Origin of the sequence: Cloacibacterium caeni (assembly GCF_907163125.1) — a bacterium.
In the GTDB taxonomy this organism is placed as follows: domain Bacteria; phylum Bacteroidota; class Bacteroidia; order Flavobacteriales; family Weeksellaceae; genus Cloacibacterium; species Cloacibacterium caeni_B.
In genome coordinates, this window is the sequence record NZ_OU015319.1 from 2,293,314 (window position 1) to 2,316,700 (window position 23,387).

Annotated in this window: 22 protein-coding genes; 11 read left to right on the forward strand and 11 right to left on the reverse strand. The window is 33.2% G+C overall.

Features of this window, described 5'->3' with window-relative positions:
* The first annotated feature begins 111 nt into the window (after positions 1-111).
* Together KKQ79_RS10655 and KKQ79_RS10660 are read left to right on the forward strand one after the other, a co-directional pair.
* A complete protein-coding gene (locus KKQ79_RS10655; RefSeq protein WP_213190122.1) occupies positions 112-957 on the forward strand; it encodes a hydroxymethylglutaryl-CoA lyase in 846 nt (281 codons plus the stop codon).
* Between the two features lie 419 nt (positions 958-1,376).
* Positions 1,377-2,234, forward strand: a complete 858-nt coding sequence (locus KKQ79_RS10660) for a sulfurtransferase (RefSeq protein ID WP_213190123.1) — start codon at positions 1,377-1,379, stop codon at positions 2,232-2,234.
* Positions 2,235-2,419: 185 nt separating this feature from the next.
* On the opposite strand, the gene KKQ79_RS10665 is transcribed toward KKQ79_RS10660, so the two are convergent.
* The 7 genes from KKQ79_RS10665 to KKQ79_RS10695 form a co-directional block, all read right to left on the reverse strand.
* Positions 2,420-2,749 carry an SUF system Fe-S cluster assembly protein gene (locus tag KKQ79_RS10665; RefSeq protein WP_213190124.1) on the reverse strand — a complete coding sequence of 110 codons (330 nt, stop codon included), beginning with the start codon at positions 2,747-2,749 and terminating at the stop codon, positions 2,420-2,422.
* A 73-nt stretch (positions 2,750-2,822) separates the two neighbouring features.
* Positions 2,823-3,521, reverse strand: coding sequence for a 3'-5' exonuclease (locus tag KKQ79_RS10670; protein ID WP_213190125.1), 699 nt, complete (start codon positions 3,519-3,521; stop codon positions 2,823-2,825).
* A gap of 28 nt (positions 3,522-3,549) precedes the next feature.
* A complete protein-coding gene (locus KKQ79_RS10675) occupies positions 3,550-4,059 on the reverse strand; it encodes a hypothetical protein (RefSeq protein WP_213190126.1) in 510 nt (169 codons plus the stop codon).
* Between the two features lie 21 nt (positions 4,060-4,080).
* The gene (gene sufD / locus KKQ79_RS10680) at positions 4,081-5,373 is read right to left on the reverse strand and encodes a Fe-S cluster assembly protein SufD (protein ID WP_213190127.1); all 1,293 of its coding nucleotides are present in this window, start codon (positions 5,371-5,373) and stop codon (positions 4,081-4,083) included.
* A gap of 18 nt (positions 5,374-5,391) precedes the next feature.
* Positions 5,392-6,135 (reverse strand): Fe-S cluster assembly ATPase SufC, encoded by a 744-nt coding sequence (sufC, locus tag KKQ79_RS10685; RefSeq protein WP_104793115.1) that lies wholly within the window; start codon positions 6,133-6,135, stop codon positions 5,392-5,394.
* 24 nt (positions 6,136-6,159) lie between these two features.
* The gene (gene sufB / locus KKQ79_RS10690) at positions 6,160-7,608 is read right to left on the reverse strand and encodes a Fe-S cluster assembly protein SufB (RefSeq protein ID WP_213190128.1); all 1,449 of its coding nucleotides are present in this window, start codon (positions 7,606-7,608) and stop codon (positions 6,160-6,162) included.
* 2 nt (positions 7,609-7,610) lie between these two features.
* Complete coding sequence (locus tag KKQ79_RS10695; RefSeq protein WP_104793113.1) at positions 7,611-7,940, reverse strand: HesB/IscA family protein; 330 nt, start codon at positions 7,938-7,940, stop codon at positions 7,611-7,613.
* 142 nt (positions 7,941-8,082) lie between these two features.
* On the opposite strand from KKQ79_RS10695, the gene KKQ79_RS10700 reads away from it, so the two are divergent.
* From KKQ79_RS10700 to KKQ79_RS10710, 3 genes are all read left to right on the forward strand, one after another.
* The gene (locus KKQ79_RS10700) at positions 8,083-8,904 is read left to right on the forward strand and encodes a GLPGLI family protein (RefSeq protein WP_213190129.1); all 822 of its coding nucleotides are present in this window, start codon (positions 8,083-8,085) and stop codon (positions 8,902-8,904) included.
* 77 nt (positions 8,905-8,981) lie between these two features.
* Positions 8,982-9,353, forward strand: coding sequence for a hypothetical protein (locus KKQ79_RS10705; RefSeq protein ID WP_213190130.1), 372 nt, complete (start codon positions 8,982-8,984; stop codon positions 9,351-9,353).
* Between the two features lie 73 nt (positions 9,354-9,426).
* A complete protein-coding gene (locus KKQ79_RS10710; RefSeq protein ID WP_213190131.1) occupies positions 9,427-11,808 on the forward strand; it encodes a TonB-dependent receptor domain-containing protein in 2,382 nt (793 codons plus the stop codon).
* A gap of 54 nt (positions 11,809-11,862) precedes the next feature.
* Here the strand turns inward: KKQ79_RS10710 and KKQ79_RS10715 are convergent, their stop codons facing one another.
* Together KKQ79_RS10715 and msrB are read right to left on the reverse strand one after the other, a co-directional pair.
* Positions 11,863-12,603, reverse strand: coding sequence for a murein L,D-transpeptidase catalytic domain family protein (locus KKQ79_RS10715; RefSeq protein ID WP_213190132.1), 741 nt, complete (start codon positions 12,601-12,603; stop codon positions 11,863-11,865).
* A gap of 131 nt (positions 12,604-12,734) precedes the next feature.
* Positions 12,735-13,184: a peptide-methionine (R)-S-oxide reductase MsrB gene (gene msrB, locus KKQ79_RS10720; RefSeq protein WP_430982097.1), complete on the reverse strand. Its 450-nt coding sequence runs from the start codon at positions 13,182-13,184 to the stop codon at positions 12,735-12,737.
* 296 nt (positions 13,185-13,480) lie between these two features.
* Between msrB and KKQ79_RS10725 the strand changes: the two genes are divergently transcribed.
* Together KKQ79_RS10725 and KKQ79_RS10730 are read left to right on the forward strand one after the other, a co-directional pair.
* On the forward strand, positions 13,481-14,725 hold the full coding sequence (locus KKQ79_RS10725; RefSeq protein ID WP_213190134.1) for a DUF445 domain-containing protein: 1,245 nt from the start codon (positions 13,481-13,483) through the stop codon (positions 14,723-14,725).
* A 34-nt stretch (positions 14,726-14,759) separates the two neighbouring features.
* Complete coding sequence (locus KKQ79_RS10730; protein WP_213190135.1) at positions 14,760-15,266, forward strand: hypothetical protein; 507 nt, start codon at positions 14,760-14,762, stop codon at positions 15,264-15,266.
* A 33-nt stretch (positions 15,267-15,299) separates the two neighbouring features.
* On the opposite strand, the gene KKQ79_RS10735 is transcribed toward KKQ79_RS10730, so the two are convergent.
* On the reverse strand, positions 15,300-16,322 hold the full coding sequence (locus KKQ79_RS10735) for a quinone-dependent dihydroorotate dehydrogenase (RefSeq protein ID WP_213190136.1): 1,023 nt from the start codon (positions 16,320-16,322) through the stop codon (positions 15,300-15,302).
* Between the two features lie 582 nt (positions 16,323-16,904).
* On the opposite strand from KKQ79_RS10735, the gene KKQ79_RS10740 reads away from it, so the two are divergent.
* Complete coding sequence (locus KKQ79_RS10740) at positions 16,905-18,446, forward strand: glycine--tRNA ligase (RefSeq protein ID WP_213190137.1); 1,542 nt, start codon at positions 16,905-16,907, stop codon at positions 18,444-18,446.
* An 83-nt stretch (positions 18,447-18,529) separates the two neighbouring features.
* Positions 18,530-19,884 (forward strand): IS3 family transposase gene (locus KKQ79_RS10745; protein WP_213190727.1). Its coding sequence is split into 2 segments (ribosomal slippage): positions 18,530-19,004 and positions 19,004-19,884, totalling 1,356 coding nucleotides; the frame shifts between segments, so codons are not numbered across the junction.
* 70 nt (positions 19,885-19,954) lie between these two features.
* On the opposite strand, the gene KKQ79_RS10750 is transcribed toward KKQ79_RS10745, so the two are convergent.
* Entirely contained in the window at positions 19,955-20,575 is a 621-nt protein-coding gene (locus KKQ79_RS10750) for an OmpW/AlkL family protein (protein WP_213190138.1), read from the reverse strand.
* Between the two features lie 143 nt (positions 20,576-20,718).
* Between KKQ79_RS10750 and KKQ79_RS10755 the strand changes: the two genes are divergently transcribed.
* Together KKQ79_RS10755 and KKQ79_RS10760 are read left to right on the forward strand one after the other, a co-directional pair.
* Entirely contained in the window at positions 20,719-21,873 is a 1,155-nt protein-coding gene (locus KKQ79_RS10755; RefSeq protein ID WP_213190139.1) for a serine hydrolase domain-containing protein, read from the forward strand.
* Between the two features lie 240 nt (positions 21,874-22,113).
* Entirely contained in the window at positions 22,114-23,340 is a 1,227-nt protein-coding gene (locus KKQ79_RS10760; protein ID WP_213190140.1) for an aminotransferase class V-fold PLP-dependent enzyme, read from the forward strand.
* Positions 23,341-23,387 lie beyond the last annotated feature (47 nt).

Sequence of the window (23,387 nt, forward strand, 5' to 3'; positions counted from 1 at the left end):
GGGCACAGTTTGGCACACAGAATCAAGGGGTTTTCATAAAATTGACTTTCCATTTTCTTTTGGGCAAAAAAATCGTATTTTTAGGCAAGAAATAAAATCTAAAAATTAGAAATGTTTTTAACTGAATGTCCACGAGACGCCATGCAAGGTTGGGGAGAATTTATTCCCACTCAAAAAAAGATTGATTACATTAATGCATTGATGGAAGTAGGCTTTGATGTACTTGATTGTGGAAGTTTCGTGTCGCCAAAAGCCATTCCTCAAATGGCAGATACTAAAGACGTAATCCCTGAAATTCAGAAAAAAAATAACACCAAAATTTCTGTCATCGTTGCCAATATTTCTGGCGCAGAACGTGCCTTGAAGCATGAAAACGTTGATATTTTAGGCTTTCCTTTTTCTATTTCTGAAACTTTTCAGTACAGAAATACCAATAAAAACCAAGAAGAAGCGTATGAAGAAATTGTTAAAATTTGGGAGTTGGTACAATCCGAAAATAGAGAATTGAACCTTTATTTTTCTATGGCTTTCGGAAATCCTTATGGCGAAATCTGGAAATGGCAAGATGTAGAATTTTGGGCTAAAAGATTTGCAGAAATTGGTATCAAAAACATATTGCTTTCAGACACTACAGGAACAGGAAATGTAGAGCGAATTTCGCAATTGTTTGAAAAAATTCCTGCACAGTTTCCTGATATTCATTTCGGGGCGCATTTTCATAATAAATATGAAGATTCTTACGTAAAACTGAAAGCGGCTTACGATAAAGGTTGCAGAAGATTTGACTCTGCAATTAAAGGAATTGGCGGTTGTCCTTATGCAAAAGATGATTTGGTAGGAAATATGCCAACGGAACAAGTCATAAATTTTATGGCATCTGAAAAAATAGACCACAAACTGAACCTTCTTAATTTTGAAGCAGCTTGGAATAGAGCAAAAGATATTTTTAAGTTTTAAATAAAATATAATGATAGAAACCTTTGAAGAAAGTCCAGTTTTAGCAAGTTTAGGCTTAGTTACTTTCATCATTGTTATCTTCTCTGTGTTTGTAATTCCAGTGATGGTAATAATATCAACCTATAATTTCTTCAAAAAAAGAGGCAATAAAAAACTGTCAATATTAATTCCAAGTTTACTGCTATTAATACACATTTTCTTAATTTCATATATAATATTCTTTCAATGAAACCCATCATCACCGCAACCGAACTTCAAGAAATTTTCAATTAAGAAAAATTGTCTTTAAATTTAACTGCTCACAGATTGCACTGATAAACACTTCGCTTTGCGAAGCATTTTAATGCCTTTGCTGAGTGAAACGACTTAAAATTTAAAGAAATAAATAAAAATCTTTGCGTTTAAAAAAAATATACACAATGAAACCCATCATCACCGCAACCGAACTTTCAGAAATTTTCCATCAAGAAAACTTAGTAATTCTTGATGCGAGAACGGGAAAAGAAGCTCGTGAAAATTATCTACAAAATCACATCAAAGGCGCTAGATTTATAGACCTTGACAAAGATTTAGCAGAAATTGGCGAAAATGCAGCTTTCGGAGGAAGACATCCTTTGCCAAAGATTTCAAAATTTGCAGAGACTCTGCAAAATTTAGGAATTTCTGAAGATTCACATATTGTGGTGTATGACACTTCTAACGGTGCAAATGCCGCTGCAAGATGTTGGTGGATGTTAAAATCTTTTGGAGTTGAAAAAGTTCAGGTTTTGAGTGGTGGATTTCAAACGGCAGAAAAAGCAGGAATTCCTTTAAAATCTGGGGAAGAAATTTTTGAAAAAACTTCTTTTATCTTGAAAGAAAACTGGAGTTGGCCAACCTCAACTTTGGAAGAGGTAGAAAAAGAAATTTCAGAAAATTCTGCGATCGTCATAGATGTACGAGATGCTTACAGATACCGTGGAGAAAGTGAACCAATAGATTTAGTAGCAGGACATATTCCTGGTGCGATTAACATTCCTTTTTCTGAAAATTTAGATGAAAATGGATCGTTTCTATCACCCGAAACACTCAAAGAAAAATATCACAACTTATTATCAGATGCTTCGACTCCGCTCAGCATGACAAAAAAACTAATCATTCACTGTGGTTCTGGAGTTACAGCTTGTCATACCATTTTGGCTTTAGATTATGCTGGTTTCCCAATTCCTAATTTATATGTTGGTTCTTGGAGCGAATGGAGCCGAAGAGAAGGTAAGGAAATTGCGAGAGAAGTTTAGTTTTTAACGCAATGGCGCAAAGAAAATTTTTAAAGCTTTATGTTTTTAAGGCGCAAAAGAAATCCATAGATTTCAAAATCTTCCAAATCTTCCAAATTTTATAAATAAAAAACGCTGAAATTTTTCAGCGTTTTCTATATTTTTTCAACGGATTGCTTCCTCACTTTATTCCTCGCAATGACGGTTTAAAATAAAATTCCCAATTCAAATTTTGCTTCTTCACTCATCATATCTTTGTTCCAACTTGGTTCAAAAGTAAGCTCTAAATCTACAGATTTTACGTTTTCTACAGCTGCTACTTTCTCTTTCACTTCTTGTGGTAAAGATTCTGCAACAGGACAATTCGGTGTGGTTAAAGTCATCACTACTTTTACATCTCCATCTTCAGAAATTTGCACGTCATAAACCAATCCCAATTCGTAAATATCTACGGGAATTTCTGGGTCAAAAACCGTTTTTAAGGCTTTGATGATGTTTTCTCCTATTGTTGCAATTTGTTCGTCTGTAAATTTCATATTTTTAATCATTTGAGATTTGATATTCGAGATTTGATATTTTTAGAATTTTATGTATCAAATCTTAAATCAATTAATCTTCACGTCTTTCTAATAAATCTTCTTGTCTCATTTTGCGAAAGATATTTGCCAAAGTTAAGACATCTTTTTCGCAGTATTTTACAATTCTCGGCAAGTCTTTTTCTATATAATAAATAGACGAAACCATAGAACCATCTATATCATCTTTGGGAGTAGGAACGCCAAAAATATGCGCCATTAATTCCAAAGAAATAAAGCTTTTCCAATCACCAAATTTCCACAATTCCATCGTATCAAGATGCGGGATTTCCCAAGGTTTTTTTCCAAACATCTGGAACGGAATTGGCGGTTGCATTCCATTGATGAGAAATCTTCTAGCAATCCAAGGAAAATCAAATTCTTTTCCGTTGTGAGCACACAAAATCACGTTTTGCAATTTCGGGCGGTTGAAAATTTCTCCAAATTCTTTTAATAATTCTTCTTCATCGTCTCCTGCAAAACTTCTGATGAGAATTTTATTATTTTTATCATAAATCCCAATAGAAATGCAGATAATTTTTCCAAATTCTGCCATTATTCCTGCTCTATCTCCGTAAAAATCTGCGGCAGAAATTTCTTCTTCTCTTTGTCTTGCAGTTTTTTTGTCCCAAAGTTTTTGTTCGGTTTCAGAAAGTTCAGCAAAATTACTTACTTGCGGAACGGTTTCTATATCCAGAAAAAGCACTTTTTCTATCGGAATATTTTTTATCATTTTGGTTGTTTTTAGTTTTTTTTGGTTTTTATGGTTGAGAAGCTATTAAATCTTCCACTTCTTTTTTCTGTTCGGCATATTTCTGCTGCAATTCAGAACCTTCTCCCATTCTTTTGTAATATTCTAAAGCTTTACCACCAAATTGTTTAATGTAAAAAGGCGAAAGCTCAGGAATTTGTGGAAAAACTTTATGAAAAAGCATTTCATAATACGCTTGAAATTCTCTTTCATTTTTATCTTCCACTAGAGAATTTGGGTCTTTTTGACGAACATGAAGCATTTCGTGAGCCACCATATTCAAAACCAATTTGATATCAAAATCAAACAAATTTCTAGGAATTTTCACTACTTGTTTATCTCCTATTTCTCCTTCTGCAGTTAATAAAAGCCCATCATTTTTCAGTTCATCTCTGAACCCAAAACCTGCAAAATTCTCATGTTCTAAGTCGAAATTTCTAATCAGATACTTGGCTGCATCTAAAATTTGGTCGCTTTCTTTATAAGCATTAAGATGTAAATTAACTTGTTCTAAATTCATTTCTTAACGAAAATATGAATTTTAATCTAAATCTTCAAAAGCAATTTCTACTTCTAATTTTTCAGCTAAAAGTTTAGAAATTTTCAACTTTAAAGGCTCAATATCAATATTTTGCATCGCGTCATTCGCAAAAGCATACAATAACAATGCTTGAGCTTCTTTTTTAGAAATTCCTCTTGCTCTTAGATAAAATAAAGCATCTTCATTCAGCTGACCAACCGTACAACCGTGAGAACATTTTACATCATCTGCGAAAATTTCTAACTGAGGTTTTGTATCAATCGTAGCTCCTTCGTCTAACAAAATATTATTGTTTTGTTGATAAGCATTGGTCTTTTGAGCAATTTTATCTACAAAAACTTTTCCGTTAAAAACGCCATGAGCTTTATCCTTGAAAACACCTTTGTAATTCTGATAAGATTCACAATTCGGTTGGTTGTGATGAACCGCTGTGTGATGGTCAACTAGTTGTTCCCCACCAATAATGGTAATTCCGTTCATAAACGAGTTAATGTTTTCTCCGTTATGAATGAAATCTAGATTGTTTCTCACCAATTTTCCACCGAAAGAAAATGTATTTACGGTTGCTAAAGAATCTCTTTCTTGCTTCGCAAAAGTGTGGTCTACCAAATAAGAAGTATCAGAATCATTTTGCAATTTGTGCCAATCTGCTTTTGCGTTTTTACCTGAAAAAATTTCGGTTACAGAGTTGGTAAACACATAAGTTTCATCAAAATTATGATGAGATTCTATCACTTCTACTTTCGCACCTTCTTCTACTACCAATAAATTTCTGGTGTTATAAAAAGTGTTTTCTTCCTGATTTTGAGAAAGATAGAACACATGAATTGGCTTTTCTATCACCACATTTTTCGGAACGTGAAGGAAGAAACCATTTTCATGAAGTGCTTCATTAAGATTACAAAAAGCTAAATCTTGATTAGCAATCGTATTGAAGTGATTTTTAATAATTTCTGAATAAGATTCGTGAGAAAGTGCATAATTCAAGGTTAAAAACTCAGCATTTTCTACAGAAATATTCGATAATTCTCTGTGTAATTTTCCATTCACAAAAACAATAAAATCAAAATGTTCTTCGCCAAGGTGAAGTTCATCCAATTGTTTTTTGCTGATAGAATGGTGCTCTGAAGCAGAAAAATTGTAATCTTTTTCTACAATTTCCTTCAGATGGGTATATTTATATTCTTCATCTTTTTTGGTTGGAAAACCTTTGCTCAAGAATTGTTCTAAAGCTTGAAGTTTGCTCCCAGAAAGTGAAGATTTTTGAAGTTCTATTTGTTCGAATAAACTCATTTTAATTTACAATTTTCATTATTTTACGAGCCAATCGTATCCTTTTTCTTCGAGTTCTAACGCGAGAGATTTATCACCTGTTTTAATGATTTTTCCGTCTGCTAAAACATGTACAAAATCTGGCTGAATGTAGTTTAATAATCTTTGGTAGTGCGTAATTAATAGCACTGCATTTCCTTCATTTTTGAAAGCATTTACACCATCAGCTACGATTCTCAACGCGTCAATATCCAAACCTGAATCTGTTTCATCAAGAATAGCCAATTTAGGATTAAGCATCATCATTTGGAAAATTTCATTTCTTTTCTTTTCGCCACCAGAGAAACCTTCATTCAACGAACGAGAAAGGAAGTCTTTTTTGATTCCTAATAATTCTGATTTTTCACGAACTAAGGCCAACATTTCTTTAGCAGGCATATCCTCTAAACCATTTGCTTTTCTGGTTTCATTAAGCGCAGCTTTGATGAAATTAGTCACCGTAACTCCCGGAATTTCCACAGGATATTGGAAAGAAAGGAAAATTCCTTTGTGCGCTCTTTCTTCAGGAGCATCTTCTATAATGTTTTCTCCTTCGAAAAGAATTTCTCCATCAGTAACTTCGTAATCTTCTTTTCCTGCAATTACAGAAGAAAGAGTAGATTTACCAGCACCATTTGGTCCCATAATCGCGTGAACCTCGCCTGGTTTTATTTCTAAATTAATTCCTTTCAGAATTTCTACGCCGTCTTCAATTTTGGCGTGTAAGTTATTTATTTTTAACATTTTGTATATTTTCTTATTTAAAAATTATCCTACAGAACCTTCTAATGAAATTTCTAATAATTTCTGTGCTTCAATCGCAAATTCCATTGGCAATTTATTTAGAACTTCTTTACTGAAACCATTTACAATTAGAGCAATTGCCTTTTCTGTATCAATTCCTCTTTGGTTACAGTAGAAAATTTGGTCTTCACCAATTTTAGAAGTTGTAGCTTCGTGTTCTAATTGAGCAGTTGGATCTTTTATTTCGATGTATGGAAAAGTGTGCGCTCCACATTCATTTCCCATCAAAAGGGAATCACATTGTGAAAAGTTTCTCGCTCCTTTTGCAGAAGGCATTACCTTAACCAAACCACGATAAGAATTATTCGATTTCCCTGCCGAAATTCCTTTAGAAATAATCGTAGATTTCGTGTTTTTACCAATGTGAATCATCTTGGTTCCTGTATCTGCATACTGGTGATTATTGGTTACTGCAATCGAATAAAATTCGCCCACAGAATTATCTCCTTTCAAAATACAAGAAGGATATTTCCATGTTACCGCAGAACCTGTTTCTACTTGAGTCCAAGAAATTTTAGCATTCTTTTCGCATAAACCTCTTTTGGTCACAAAGTTATACACTCCACCTTTTCCGTTTTCATCTCCTGGAAACCAGTTTTGTACGGTAGAATATTTAATTTCTGCATTGTCCATCGCAATTAATTCTACCACAGCAGCGTGCAATTGGTTTTCATCTCTTGCAGGAGCAGTACAACCTTCCAAATAAGACACGTAACTTCCTTCATCGGCAATCACCAAAGTTCTCTCAAACTGACCAGTTCCTGCTTGATTAATACGGAAATAAGTTGAAAGTTCCATCGGACATTTTACACCTTTTGGAATATAGCAGAAACTTCCGTCTGAAAATACAGCAGAGTTTAAAGCTGCATAAAAATTATCGCCTCTTGGAACAACTTTTCCTATATATTTTTGAACCAATTCAGGATATTCCTTAATCGCTTCAGAAATAGAGCAGAAAATAATTCCTTTTTCTTTCAAAGTCGCTTGGAAAGTGGTTTTCACAGAAACCGAATCCATCACAATATCTACTGCAACTCCAGCTAAACGCTTTTGTTCTTCGATATTGATTCCTAACTTTTCGAAAGTTTTCAGCAATTCTGGATCTACCTCATCTAAGCTTGCCAATTCTGGTTTTACTTTCGGAGCAGCGTAATATTTAATCGCCTGAAAATCAGGTTTTTCATATTTAATATTTGCCCAATCTGGCTCTTCCATTTTTTGCCAAATTCTGAAAGATTCTAGACGCCAATTAGTCATCCATTCTGGTTCTTCTTTTTTCGCAGAAATCATACGAACTATTTCCTCGTTTAAACCAACGGGAAAATCTTCATATTCAATATCTGTATAAAAACCAGCTTCGTATTCTTTGGTTTTGAGGTCTTCCCTCAAATCATCTTCTGTATATTTTGCCATACTTATAAACTAAAACTTTCTCCACAACCACAAGTTCTTGCAGCATTTGGATTATTAAAAACGAAACCCTTTCCATTCAGACCACCAGAATATTCTAAAGTGGTCCCAACAAGATATAAGAATGATTTTTTATCTACCACAATCTTTACCCCATTGTCTTCAAAAACTTGGTCAGCTTCTGTTTTTTCATTGTCGAATTTCAAAACATACTCTAATCCAGAACAACCTCCACTCTTTACGCCAACTCTAATATAGTCGGTTTCTGGGTTGAAGCCTTCTTCTTTCATCAATTGAGATGCTTTTTCTTTTGCTAAATCTGATACTTTAATCATTATTTTTATTTAGAATGATTTTAGATTGCAAAAATACTACATTTCAAATCAATATCAAATTTGTGGCGAAATATTTGTCTATGTATTTCATAGATAAATTTTAACTTTGGAGAAATTTAATCATCAAAAAGAAAATTTATACATGAAAAAAATAGGAATTTTATTTTTAGGACTCATTTCAGCATTCAGTTTTTCACAAAATACACGTTTTGTGTATCAGGTTTCTATGAAAACAGATTCTACTGCAGCTCCTAAAATAGAAAATGCTTACTTAGACATCTCTACAGAAAAATCTATTTTCTACGGCGAAAAAAGAATGAAAAGAGATTCTACCATTCGACAAGCGATGGAAAACAGAAATTTCAATTTTGACAGAAATTCTATGGAGCAATTCAGAACCGCAATCACTTATTCCATAGAAAAAAATCACGCTACCAAAACCATTTCTTATAAAGACAGAATCGCAAGAGACCAATATTGGTACGATGAAGACAGAACTTTTAACTGGAAAATTTTACCAGAAACTGTAAAAATCGGTGAATATGAAACTCAAAAAGCAGAAACTACTTTTGCAGGTAGAAAATGGTTTGCTTGGTTTACTCAAGATCTTCCTTTTATAGATGGCCCTTATAAATTTTCTGGATTGCCAGGATTAATCGTAAAAGTGGAAGACGAAAAAGGAGATTATTCTTTTGACTTGAAAGAAACCAAAAAAATTGCTGAACTTCCTAATTTCGAAAGCAGATTTGGCAATAATATTAAAGTGAAAAGAAGCGAATTCTTAAAACAACAAGAAAAATTCAACAAAGACCCGATGTCATTCTTTCAAAATCAAGGTGGCGGATTTGCAATGAGAATGGGAGGAAACCAAAACCCACAAAATGAAGCCGAGAGAAGAAAAATGATGGAAGAAAGGCTGAAAGAAGAAGCGAAAGCCAACAATAATCCACTGGAAAAGAATTAATCCCAAAACGTTAAACTTTGTCAAAAACTCAACAAATGTATTTTGGCAAAGTTTTTTTTTATAATTTTGCTCCATAAATGGCAAAGCATTTAAAAATAATTGTAATGATTTTCGCATTGGGAATGTTCATCGTTCCGAATCAAATGCTTTTTGCCCAAAACACAGAAACCGCTTGTTGTACTACAGAAAAATCCGAGAAAGATTGCTGTAGTGCTTCTAAAAAATCTAGCCCTTGTCACGATACTTCCAAAAAATCACAATCTTGTAATAGCAATTGTGCAAAATGTACTTCTTGCTCATTAAGTGTTGTTTTCATTGGTGAAGAAACGGACAAATCTCTAAGCGAAATTTCTTCTCACGCAATTTCTAATAAAGTTGAAAATTTCTACTTAGCACCTTATTTATCTCAACTTTCTATTGCTATTTGGCAACCGCCTAAAATAGGTTAATAAAATTTGTACAGCCATAATTGTGGCTTATCCTGAAAATTTATTTCAACAAAATTTATTTAACTTATTAAAAATGAAAAACATACAGAAAAGCCTTCTGACTTTACTCCTTTTATTCTTATTCCAAATTACCTTTTCACAAATTACCAAAGAAAAAGCTTTAGTAAAAGGCGAATGTGGAATGTGCAAAGACAGAATAGAAAAAACAGCGCTAAAATCTGGTGCTAAAACCGCAACTTGGACCGCAGAAACCCAAACTTTAGAAGTGGAATTTGATATTTCTAAAACTTCTTTGGATAAACTTCTGAAAAACATTGCAGATGTAGGCCACGACAACGAAAAATACAAAACAGACGAAGATACTTACACCGCTTTACCAGAATGCTGTCATTATGATAGAGCCGCGAGTTTCGAAGAAGGTATCGCTGCTAAAAACTCTGAACATACAGAATCATCCGAAAGTCATTCCGAAGATCATTCTGAAGATCATTCTCAACACATCGAAAAAGAGAAAACCATAGAAGGTGTAAAACTTACCAAATATCAAGAAGCAACTGCACTCAATAAAAAAGAAGCGGGTTTGGTTTTCAATATTAATTCAAAAGAATTATTGAAAGCAGCGTGTTGTAATCTTTCTGAAAGTTTCGAAACCAATGCAACAGTAGACGTTTCTTTTTCTAACGCTGTTACAGGAACCAAACAGTTGAAAATGCTCGGTTTAGACCAAAAATATACCGCTTTAACCAAAGAACTTTTACCAGAAATCAGAGGGTTGGCTTCAGCTTATGGTTTGAATTTCATTCCTGGTCGTTGGATTTCAGGGATTCAATTAACAAAAGGAGGAAGCACCGTAGTCAATGGTTACGAAAGCATTACAGGACAAATCAATACAGAATTTGTAAAATTCAATAAAAATCCGGAAAATTCTGTGAATCTTTTTGCTGATTTTAACGGAAGATACGAAGCCAACATCGTTTCTACTTCTAAATTGAATGAAAAATGGGGACAATCTATTTTATTGCACGGAAACGCAACTATAGGCGAAATGGATGATAATAACGATACTTTCCTTGACAGACCAAAAGGAAACCAAATCAATGCAGCCTATTTATTGGATTACAATGATTTAGAAAACTCTGGCTTTGGTTCACATTTTGGGATTCAGTATTTGGTAGACAAAAGAATTGCAGGACAAGTTGGTTTTGATGACAAACTTCCGCAAATTTCTCAGAATAAATATGGAGTAAATATTGACATCAATCGTTTTCAGGTTTGGAACAAAACAGGTTACATTTTCAAAGGAAAACCTTACCAAAGCATCGGTTTGATGAACCAATTTACTTATCATAAACAAAATAGCTTTTTTGGTCTTAGAAATTATTTCGGAGAACAGAAAACCTATTATTCTAACTTGATTTTTGAATCTATTTTTGGAAATACCAACCATAAATATAAAACTGGAGCTAGTTTTTTATATGATGACTATAACGAAGATTATTTAGCTCAAAATTTCCAAAGAACAGAAACCGTTCCTGGATTGTTTTTTGAATATACTTTAACGGGACTTAAATATACTTTGGTTGCGGGTTCGCGTGTAGATTTTCACAATTTAGCAGGAACTCAATTCACGCCGAGAATTAATTTCAAATATGACTTTTCGCCAAAAACCATTTTGAGACTTTCTGCTGGAAAAGGCTTTAGAACAGCAAATATTTTTGCAGAAAACCAACAGTTTTTTGCATCAAACAGAAGTGTAGAAATTTTACAAAACGGAGGGAAAACATACGGTCTAAAACCAGAAATCGCTTGGAATTATGGAGCAAGTTTGCAACAAGATTTCAAACTTTTTGGCAAAAAAGCAAGCTGGATTACAGATTTCTTCAGAACAGATTTCCAAAATCAAGTTTTAGTAGATTTAGAAAATCCACAGAAAATCGTTTTCTATAATTTAGACGGCAAATCATTTGCCAATTCACTGCAAACACAATTAGACTTTAGCGTGGTCAAAAATCTAGATTTCAGAGTAGCGTACAAGTACTATGATGTACAGGCAGATTTTGCTAGCGGAAGAAAACAAATTCCTTTCATGGCGAAAAACAGAGGTTTTTTCAATGCAGCTTATAGCACTAAAAAAGAAGGAAAAAATGCTTTTTGGACCTTTGATACAACCGTTCAATACGTAGGAAAACAGAGAATTCCGAATACTGCTTCTAACCCTCAAAATTTACAATTGCCAGAATTTTCTGATTCTTATATGACTTGGAACGCTCAAATTGCTCACAATTTCAATAAAAATATCAGAGCGTATTTCGGTGGGGAAAACCTGACTGGAACTCGACAAAAAAATCCGATTGTAGACGCACAAAATCCTTTCGGAAATTATTTTGACGGAGGAATGGTTTATGCGCCCATCATGCCTGCCAATTTTTATGTAGGATTTGATGTTAATTTTTAAACAAATAAAAAAGGATTTCAAAATTTTGAAATCCTTTTTCTTTTATATCAATTACTAAGCATTTAGCCACACTGAAGATGAAAGATACTTTTCGTCTGGATAATAAATAAATATTACGTTTTTATCTTTAATCGTATTGATAATTGGTTTTGCTAGCGCTGTGGGAACAGCTGGACAACCCCAACTTCTACCAATTCTACGCTGAGATTTTATAAAATCTTCGCTCACGTAATCTGCTCCATGCATCACTATTGCTCGTTGTAAAGCTCTGTCATTAAAACCTTTATCCATTCCGTGAAGCTTTAGTGAAAAACCATTACTTCCGTTATAAGTAGATTCTGTAACGTAAAAACCAAGGCTACTTTGAAGAGAACTTTCTGTATTCGAAAATTTTCTGGCAAATTCTTCACCTGTGTTTTTTCCGTGGGCTACCAGAGAATTAAACAATATTTTTTTATCATTTAAATCGATTACCCAAAGTCTTTTTTGAGTAGACGAAAGTGAAAAATCACAAACAGTTAAAAGATGACTGTCTTCATCTATTTTCCCAGCTTTTTTTAAATTATTGAAACCTAAAATTGCTTTTTCAAAAACATTTAATTCGAGTTTATTAGAGTTATTGAATTCTATAGCATGGTATAAAGTTTCAGCTTCGCTAAGTTCTGTTGCTTTAACAGAATTATTTTCAATTTTAGTTGATAAGGATTTTTTTGAATGAGCTTCTGCGTTTGTTTTTTTATAAAATGACATGGCAATCATCAAAATTGCCGTGAGTAATAATAGTAATTTCTTCATCGATTTTGGTTTTGGTATTTTTAGTCGGGCAAAAATACAAAACACTATAAACCAACAAATTAAATTAAAATTAATTAACTTTTATTTAACTCTATTTAACATAATATAAAGAAACTGGAATTATAGAAATTCTATTTTTTCTCAGAATCTCTCTGAAAATCTAGACTCACCGAATTCATACAATAGCGCATTCCTGTAGGTTCTGGACCGTCATTAAAAACATGACCAAGATGCGAATCACAACGCTTGCACAACACTTCTATTCTTTCCATTCCGTGAGAAGAATCTCTCTTGTAAGAAACGCCTTCTTTATCTGCTTCGAAGAAACTTGGCCAGCCACAAGTTGACGCAAACTTAGAAGAACTTCTGAATAAATGATTTCCGCAAACTGCACAATAATATTCTCCTATTTCATCGAAATCATTGTATTTTCCTGTAAAAGGACGTTCTGTATCTGCTTCTCTCGCTACATAATATAAATCTGTAGGAAGAATTTTCTTCCATTCTGCATTAGAAACATTCAGTTTCGTTTTATCTGTTCTAGAATAATATGGGTTGTTTTTTGATGAAGTATTTTCCATAGATTTTGGTTTTTGTATTTGTGAACAACTTTGCAGAAATAACAAGCAAAATAATATTTTTAAAATTTTATTCATATGAAAATCCTTGATTTTCGGAAAACTAAATTTCCTTGATACCTTAACGTATTCTTAATGTTAAAATTTTACCATTAAATTTTAATTAAGAAATTAAGTTCATTAAATTAAACTCTTGGTTTGTTGTTATTTTAATTTTATAATAAAGTTTGGTAAAAATAGAAAGAAAACAATTTTTAGGATTCGTATCTTTATAAAAAATTTCGATAATCATTATTGAGATGAATGAAGAAATAAAAAAACGCCAACTCAGAAATCATAAAATGCTCGCAACAGGACTTTTTGTTTTGATGACTTGTATTTTTTTGACGATGACTTATCTTCAGAAGTATCAAAATTTCGGACATTGGATAGGTTATGTAAAAGCCTTTTCTGAAGCAGCAATGGTGGGAGCTTTGGCAGATTGGTTTGCCGTGACAGCACTTTTTCACCATCCACTTGGATTAAAAATTCCGCACACCAATTTAATTGAACAATCCAAAGAAAGAATCGGGGATAATCTGGGAAATTTCGTGGTTACTAATTTTCTTTCGCCGCAAAATATTAGACCTTACATACAGAATTTGAAGGTTTCTCATTTCATTGGAGAATGGCTTCAAAAAGAGAAAAATTCGAATATTTTGGTTAAAAATTTATCAGAAATTGTGCTAGATATTCTTCAAAAATTAGAAGATGACGCTGTGGTAAATTTCATCAGCAAAAAAGCAAAAGAAATGACAGGAGATGTTAAAATCAACCAAATTTTAGGAAATGGAATGGAATATCTTCTCAAGAAAAATGACCATCAAAAACTCATTACCAGCCTTTCTGCGCAAATCAAAAACTATATTCTAGAACACCACGAAATGGTGAGACAACGAGTGAAAAAAGAGAGTTTCACCCTTATTCCGAGTTTTGTAGATGATAAAATCGCAGAGAAAATCACTTCTGGACTTTCTAAATATTTTGAGGAAGTAGAGCAAGACCCAAACCACGCTTTGAGAAAAGAAATCACTCAAAAATTATTCGATTTTTCTTCTGAAATCAAAATCAATCCTCAATACGAACAAGAACTCAATGCAATAAAAGATGATTTTCTACAACCAGAAAAAATTCATCAATATTCTCATGATATTTGGGTTTCTTTGAAAAAAACATTGACGGAAGAATTGACCCAAGAACATACTTCGCTCAAAAATTACCTTCACAAAAATATTACGGAATTTTCGGAAAGCCTAAGAACAGACGAAAAACTACAGCATAAAATTGACCATTGGGTAAGAGTTACTGCTTATAAATACATCTTGCGAAACACCAATAAATTTGGGGATTTAATTGCAGATACCGTAGGAAACTGGCAAGGAAAAGAACTCTCCGAAAAGCTGGAATTAGAAGTTGGGAAAGACTTACAATTTATTAGAATTAACGGGACTTTGGTTGGTGGATTGGTGGGTTTATTGATTTATAGTATTGCGCAGTTGATTTAGACTTGCTAAATTAGAGCAATCAAAACTATTATTCATGAGAAAACTATTTACAGTAATTACTTTAGTCCTTTTTCAATTTATTTTTTCGCAAGAAAACACTTCTACGAATCAACCTTCTAAAATTTCACTTTCTGAAAATGGAAATTTCTTTATTTATGACAATCAAGCTTATGGTTTAAAACATTACAACATTATTTTTAAAAATGAAGACGCGAAAAGCATTTTAGCAAATGCTAGAGCAAATAAATCTATAGGAAATGTTCTGGGATTCACGGGTGGATTTTTAATGGGATTTGGCTTTATCATGGGAATTTCGGGAAGCAATGACCCAAACATAGACCAAGATTCTTATAAAAATGCTGGTTGGAGTGTTTTCGGTGTAGGAGCTGGGGTCGCTTTACTATCACTTCCTTTCTCACTCAGTGTAAAATCAAAATTGAGAAAAGCAGTGGATATAGAAAATGGTCAAAAAACCGCTTTTAATCCCTATTTTAAATTTCAAACTACAGGAAATGGAATTGCCTTAAGTTATTATTTTTAAATTAAAAAAACAGAGCTAAAGACTCTGTTTTTTTTATGATCCCTCTAAAATTCGTTTATTAATTTCATTCATCAATCCTGGACCTTCGTAAATAAATCCTGTGTAAATCTGCACCAAACTAGCTCCTGCTTCTAATTTTTCGATGGCATCTTCTGCACTGTGAATTCCGCCAACTCCGATGATTGGGAAAGATTTGTTGGATTTTTTGGAAAGATATCTGATAACTTCTGTACTTTTTTCACGAATAGGTTTCCCTGAAAGTCCGCCGTTTCCAATATTTTCCAAAGTTTCTTTAGAGGCTTTAAGGTTTTCTCTTGAAACCGAAGTGTTGGTGGCAATAATTCCATCAATTTTGGTTTGGGCAACCAATTCTACGATTTCATCGAGTTGAATTTTATTGAGATCTGGAGCTATTTTCAGAAGAACAGGCTTTGGATGAGCATATTCAGCATTCACTTTCTGAATTTCTGTAATCAGTTCCTTTAAATATTCTGCGTCTTCCAATTTGGCGTGACTGGAAACATTTGGGCAACTCACATTCAGAACAAAATAATCTACAAAATCGTGCAAACCTCGGAAACATTCTACATAATCTGCGGTGTAATTTTCGGGTAAAGTGTTTGTGTTTTTACCAATATTTCCACCGATGATTACTTTATGAGGTGATTTTTTAAGATTCTCTACAATTTTTGCTAAACCTTCATTATTAAAGCCCATTCTATTGATAATCCCGCCGTCTTCTATCAATCTGAAAAGACGTTTTTTCGGATTACCAGATTGTGCTTTTGGTGTTACGGTTCCTATTTCTACAAATCCGAATCCTAAATCTGCTAATTCATTAAACAGCACTGCATTTTTGTCAAAACCAGCAGCTAAACCTACTGGATTTTTGAATTTCAAGCCGAATAATTCTCGTTCGAGACGTTTGTCTTCAATGGGTTTTGGGAAAAATAATTTGGTTAAAAAACCTAAGTTTTTAAGGATAAAAAAGGTAAAATGATGGACTTTTTCAGGATCAAATTTGAAAAAAATCGGACGAAGAAATGATTTGTACATTTTTGAAAAAAGGTTTTACAAATTTAGTGTTTTTTTTCTTTTGTATAGAACGCTGATTTTAAGAGTTGTGTTTGTATTTTGTTTTCACGCAAAGTCGCTAAGTATTTCGCTAAGTACGCGAAGGTTTTTGAAAGTTTATGATGAAGAAAGTTCTCGCTGATTTTGCAGATGATGCAGATTTTAGTGGAAGAAATATTTTAAAGTTTTTTTCACGCAATGTCGTTAAGTGTTTCGCAAAGTGCGCAAATTTTAACGGTTTTTTTTGTCTTTCCGTAGGAATATAAACTCAAAATTTTCTGTAATTATTTGTAGAGATTCCTGCGGAAATCGAAGATTCGATGAAGACAATGACAAAGTGGATGTTAATTTTTAATGCAGATTTTTCAGTGAAAGAATAATTGAAAAGTGTCTATAGCCCTGATTGCAGTGGAAATCCCGCAGTAAGCGTTGGGTTAAGTAATGGAACGAGGAATTGCAACGGAAAGCAGGACTGAGTTTCTATAAATTTACGAAATGTCTTGCTCCTTAAAAATGTAGAAAATTGCTATAAATTCCCTATTTTTGCAATTCAATTCAAAAGTTATGGCAAAACAAGAAGACGTTTTCAAGAAGGTAGTTTCTCACGCAAAAGAATATGGTTTTATTTTCCCGAGTTCTGAAATTTATGACGGACTTTCGGCAGTATATGATTATGCACAAAATGGTGTAGAACTGAAAAATAACATCAAACAATATTGGTGGAAAGCAATGGTGCAACTGAACGAGAATATTGTAGGATTGGATTCTGCAATCCTGATGCACCCAACTACTTGGAAGGCTTCTGGACACGTGGATGCTTTTAACGACCCATTGATTGACAATAAAGATTCTAAAAAGCGTTTTCGTGCAGATGTTTTAATTGAAGATTACTGTGCAAAACTAGAAGATAAAGCGCAAAAAGAAATTGAAAAAGCGGCAAAAAGATTTGGTGATGCTTTTGATAAAGCACAGTTTGAGGCTACCAATCCTAGAGTTTTAGAATACAGAGAAAAACAAAAAACCATTCTTGCAAGAATGGCAAAATCTCTGGAAAACAATGATTTAGCAGATGTAAAAGCACTCATTGAAGAATTAGAAATTGCTGATCCTGACACGGGTTCTAAAAACTGGACGGATGTAAGACAATTCAACCTAATGTTCGGAACTAAATTAGGAGCTTCTGCGGAAAATGCGATGGATTTATATTTGAGACCAGAAACCGCACAAGGAATTTTTGTAAATTTCTTGAATGTACAGAAAACTTCTCGTCATAAATTACCTTTCGGGATTGCACAGATTGGTAAAGCATTTAGAAATGAGATTGTTGCAAGACAATTTATCTTCAGAATGAGAGAATTTGAACAAATGGAAATGCAATTTTTCGTTCCACCAGGAACTGAATTGAAATTCTACGAAGAATGGAAACAAAAACGTCTGAATTGGCATCTTGCACTTGGTCTAGGACAAGAAAATTATAAATTCCACGATCACGAAAAACTGGCGCACTACGCGAATGCTGCTGCTGATATCGAATTTAAATTCCCATTTGGTTTCAAAGAATTAGAAGGAATTCACTCTAGAACTGATTTCGATTTATCTGCACATGAAAAATTCTCTGGCAGAAAATTACAATATTTCGACCCAGAAAGAAATGAAAACTACGTTCCTTATGTAGTAGAAACTTCTATTGGTCTTGACAGAATGTTTTTGGCTTTATTCTCAAATTGCTTGAAAGATGAAGTTTTAGAAGACGGTTCAGAGAGAACGGTTTTATCACTTCCGCCAGCTTTAGCACCTGTAAAAGCAGCTATTTTGCCTTTGGTGAAAAAAGATGGATTGCCAGAATTTGCAGAAAAAATCTTCAATGATTTGAAATATGATTTCAACGTAATTTCTGAAGAAAAAGACAGCATCGGTAAACGTTACAGAAGACAAGATGCTATCGGAACACCTTTCTGTATTACCGTTGACCACGATTCTTTAACAGATGGAACGGTAACTTTAAGAGAAAGAGACACCATGAAACAAGAGCGTGTGAAAGTAGAAGATTTAAGAAGAATTATTGATGAAAAAGTAAATTTCAGAACTTTACTTTCTAAGATTTAATTCTTTCAAGAAATATTAAAACAAAATCCCGAAGAAAATTGGACTGCCCCCAAAAAGTTAGACACTTTTTAGGGGCATTTTTTATGGGGAAAAGTAAATATTCATTAGACTTTAAATTAAAAGCTATAAAGAGATATCACAAAGGGGATATTGGAACAGACGATTTAGGAAAACGCATTGGAGTTTGTGGTTCCTTGGTTCGTAAATGGATAAAATTTTATGAACTTTATGGAGTTTCAGGACTTGTTCGGCTTTCCAATACGCATTACACAAAAGATTTTAAATTAAAGATTTTATCAGTAATTGAGAAAGAGAATTTAAGTTTAAAAGAAGCGTCGAGAAGGTTTAATATTCCTGCGGAGTCCAGTATTCTTAGTTGGCAGCGAAATTACAAAAAAAATGGTATTTTAGGTTTAGAAAACAGACCCAGAGGAAGACCTAAAACCATGAGTAATTACAAGCGAAAAAAAAAGAAAACAGGCAAGCCCTTAACAAGGGAGGAAGAACTGTTGGAGAGGATTTATTATTTAGAAGCCGAGAACGCCATTTTAAAAAAGTTAGACGCCTTAATTCAGGAAAGGAAAAATCCAAAGCCATCGAAGAGTTAAGGCAGGACTTTGATTTAGCAGTACTGCTGCATTGTACATCGATGGCAAGAAGCAGTTTTTATTACTATCAAAAACGCTTTCAAATGAAAGATAAATATGCGGAAATAAAAGAAATGATTAAGCAGATTTATCATCGTCATAAAGGAAGGTTGGGCTATAGAAGAATTACTTTGCTTTTGAAAGAAAAAGGAATTTTGATTAATCACAAAACTGTTTTACGACTTATGAAAATATTAGGTTTAAAGAGTATTATCCGAGTGAAGAAATATAAATCTTACAAGGGAGAGCAAGGGAAAATTGCGCCCAATGTTCTACAGAGGAATTTCAAATCGGACACTCCTAATCAGAAATGGGCAACCGATGTTACAGAGTTTAATGTATCGGGTAATAAACTTTACCTATCTCCAATCATCGATTTATTTAATGGTGAAATTGTCAGTTTTGACTTATCTGAAAGACCTGTGTTTAGCCAAATCATCAGAATGCTAAAGAAATCATTCAGAAAAGTAAAATCTACACAAAACATCATTCTACATTCTGATCAAGGTTGGCAATATCAAATGAAACATTACCAAAACTTGTTAAAAGAAAAAGGTATTATTCAAAGTATGTCCCGAAAAGGAAACTGTTTGGACAATGCGGTGATAGAAAACTTTTTTGGAACGATAAAATCAGAAATGTTTTATGCCAGAAAGTTTGGTTCCATTCAGGAACTTAAGATGGAAATAGTGAAGTACATTCACTATTACAACAATGATAGAATAAGACTCAATCTCAAAGGAAAGAGTCCGGTACAGTACCGAACTCTTTCCTTTGAAAATATTGTTTAATTTTGTCTAAACTTTTGGGTGCAGTCTAAATTCTTCGGGATTTTTTCATAATTTAGTTTATAGCGAAATATTAGAATTTCATTCCTACACCAAAACCAATTAAAAGTGGATCAATGTTTACTTTTGCTGGTACACTTGTAGCACCCGGAACCGCATTAGAAGCATCTACATCTACATCTGTTTTCAAGAAAAGTTTTTTAATATCAAAGTTTAAGAAGTACTTATCTGTAAGCATGTAATCTACACCTCCTTGTAATGCAAAACCTAAAGCATTGTCATATTTCACGTCTTTTACAGCGCCAGATTTTACTCCATAAAAAATAGTGTAATTAAGTCCTGCTCCTACATAAGGTTTCAAAGTTTTAGTTGGATAAAAATGATACTGTAAAGTAAGTGTTGGTGGCAATAACCAAACACTTCCTAAGTCTACATCTCCTAGAGCAGATTTTTCATCTACTACATCGTGTTTTGTAGTTCCTAAGATTAATTCTGCAGCAACATTTTTGTTAAAGAAATAAGTGAAATCCAATTCTGGAATAAATGAATTAGAAATATTAACATCTCCTCCAATTGCGCTTACTTCAGATTTTTCGTTTGGCTGAACAGCTACTCCTCTTAATCTAACTTGCCAGTTTTGTGCACTTAAGCTTACGGTAAATAATAACCCAGCTAAAAATAGTAATTTTCTCATTGTTATTTTTTTTGTTTGTTATGATGGCTAAGATATTATTTTCACTATAACGCCCAAAATGATTTATATCACTGAGTTTTATCATATTTATGGTGGAAATAATTTTGCTTCGAAATATTTTTTAAATTTGAAAAAAATGATTTATGAAAACGCTTAAGAACCTCTTATTTGGAATTCTACTTTTTATAGCAACAGTTATTGCGCTGGCTTATGCTTTTAATTATCAACATCTTTTTAATGCAATTGCGCTTACATATCTCAAAGGAGAAACCAGCGCTACCATAGATGATGGTGTAGATTTTCCGTCTAGAAATATAGAAAAAGGAGTTGCACAACCTTGGCAAAAAGATTCTTTATACAATACAACTTCTTTACCGAAAAACATCATTGACAATTTAAAATCTACCAATTCTGCTTCATTTTTGGTGATAAAAGATGGAAAATTAGTTCATGAAGAATATTTCGGAGAGTACAAACCTACTACGCAAACCAATTCTTTTTCTATGGCAAAAACCATCACCGTTTTATTAATGGGATTGGCAATAGAAGACCAAAAAATAGAATCAGAAAATCAAAAATTTGCAGATTTTTATCCTAATTTCAACGAAGTAGAATACGGCAATGAGTTAACCTTAAGAGATTTAGCAGCAATGGAAGCTGGTTATTATTGGGATGAAGATTACAGAAATCCGTTTTTACAAAATCCTAGAATTTATTATGGTAAAAACATGGCAGAAGCACTTTTGAAATCTCCTCAATTTGAGGCAAAACCAGGAAGCAGATTCGAATATCAATCTGGTGCTACACAATTATTGGGATTTGCGATTAGAAAGGCAGTAAATATTCCGCTTTCTGCGTATGCTTCTCAAAAACTTTGGAAACCTCTAGGAATGGAATCAGACGCTTACTGGAATATAGATGAAGACAATAAAATGGAAAAAACGTTCTGCTGTATCAATGCTATTCCTCGTGATTATGCAAAATTAGGACAACTGATGCTTCAAAAAGGAAATTGGAACGGAAAACAACTGATTGATTCTACCTACATTCAAAAAATGATTACTCCAACTCAACATTCTAATGGAATCTATGGTTTGGGAATTTGGATTAATAATGACGCTCCTTATAAATATTATCATTTCTGGGGTTTTACCAGTCAATTAATTATCGTGATTCCTGAAAAAAATATGGTAGTGGTAAGAACTGGCAAGTTTAACAATGAAGCCAAAGACGAAAAGGGACGTTCTGTACAAGCTGCGTTTTTAGCCGAAAATGCTGTGAAAACGTTTGCCAATTAAAGCAATAGAAGAAATTATTAGAATTTTTAATAATTTATTCCGTAATTTTGAACCGTTCTAAACAAATTTTAGAGTGGTTTTATTTTTTACTTAAATGATTTACCACAAAAGAGACAAAAGAAAATATTGAAAACAAGCAATTCAAAAGTGAAAAAAGTGAAATTCAACTCGCTTTTTCTTCTTTTGTAAAAACTTAAAAATAAAAAATTTGTTGCTTTTGCGGTTTAAAGAAAATTTACAATGTTTAATATAAAAGAAATACGCAATCAGTTTCCTATTCTTCAGCAGCAAGTTAATGGTAAACCATTGGTTTATTTAGACAATGCAGCTTCTTCTCAAAAGCCAGTTTCTGTACTTGAAACTTGGAAAAAATACTATGAAGAAATCAATGCTAATGTACACAGAGGAATACACACTTTGTCTCAATTGGCAACGGAAGAAATGGAAAATTCCAGAAAAAAAGTACAACATTTCATTAATGCAAAGCATGATTATGAGGTGATTTTCACCAGAGGAACTACCGAAAGCATCAATTTAGTTGCCTACGCTTTGGGAAATTCTAATTTCTTAAAAAAAGATGACGAAATCATCATCGGTTATTTAGAACATCACTCCAATATTGTTCCTTGGCAAATGCTTTGCGAAAGAACGGGAGCAAAATTGAAAGTAATTCCGATGGACGAAAACGGAATCCTTCAACTGGATTTTTTAGATAAAAACTTATCCGAAAAAACCAAAATTGTATCTGTAAATCATGTTTCTAATGCATTAGGAATCATTAATCCTATTGAAGAGATTATCTCAAAAGTGAGAAAAAATTCTTCTGCACTCATGATGATTGATGGAGCACAATCTGTACCACATTTCGAGATTGATGTTCAGAAATTAGACTGCGACTTTTTTGCATTTTCTGGTCACAAAATGTACGCACCAATGGGAGTTGGTATTCTCTACGGAAAGGAAGAAATTTTAGAAAAATTAGCGCCTTTTCATGGAGGTGGTGAGATGATTGCTACTTGTAGTTTTGAGAAAACCACTTATGCTGCACTTCCCTTTAAATTTGAGGCGGGAACACCAAATGTTGGCGGAAATATTGCAATAGGAGCAGCCATAGATTTTATGAAAAAGGTAGGCGTAGAAAATATCAGAAATCATGAAAATGAACTTCTGAATTATGCTCAAAAAAGACTTCTAGAAATAGATGGACTTAAAATTTACGGTGAAAAAGCGAATAGAACCAGTGTAGTTTCTTTTAATTTAGAAGGAATAGGAATTGCTTCTGATGTAGGAATGATTCTGGATAAACTGGGAATTGCTGTAAGAACGGGGCATCACTGTACACAACCAATTATGGAATTTTTCAAGATTGCAGGAACGGTGAGAGCGAGTTTTGCGGTGTACAACACCTTAGAAGAGGTAGATGCTTTAGTAGAAGGTGTGAAAAAAGCTCAAAGAATGCTGATGTAAATTTTAATAATTTCAAATTTAATTTCATAAAAATACAAACTCCCGAA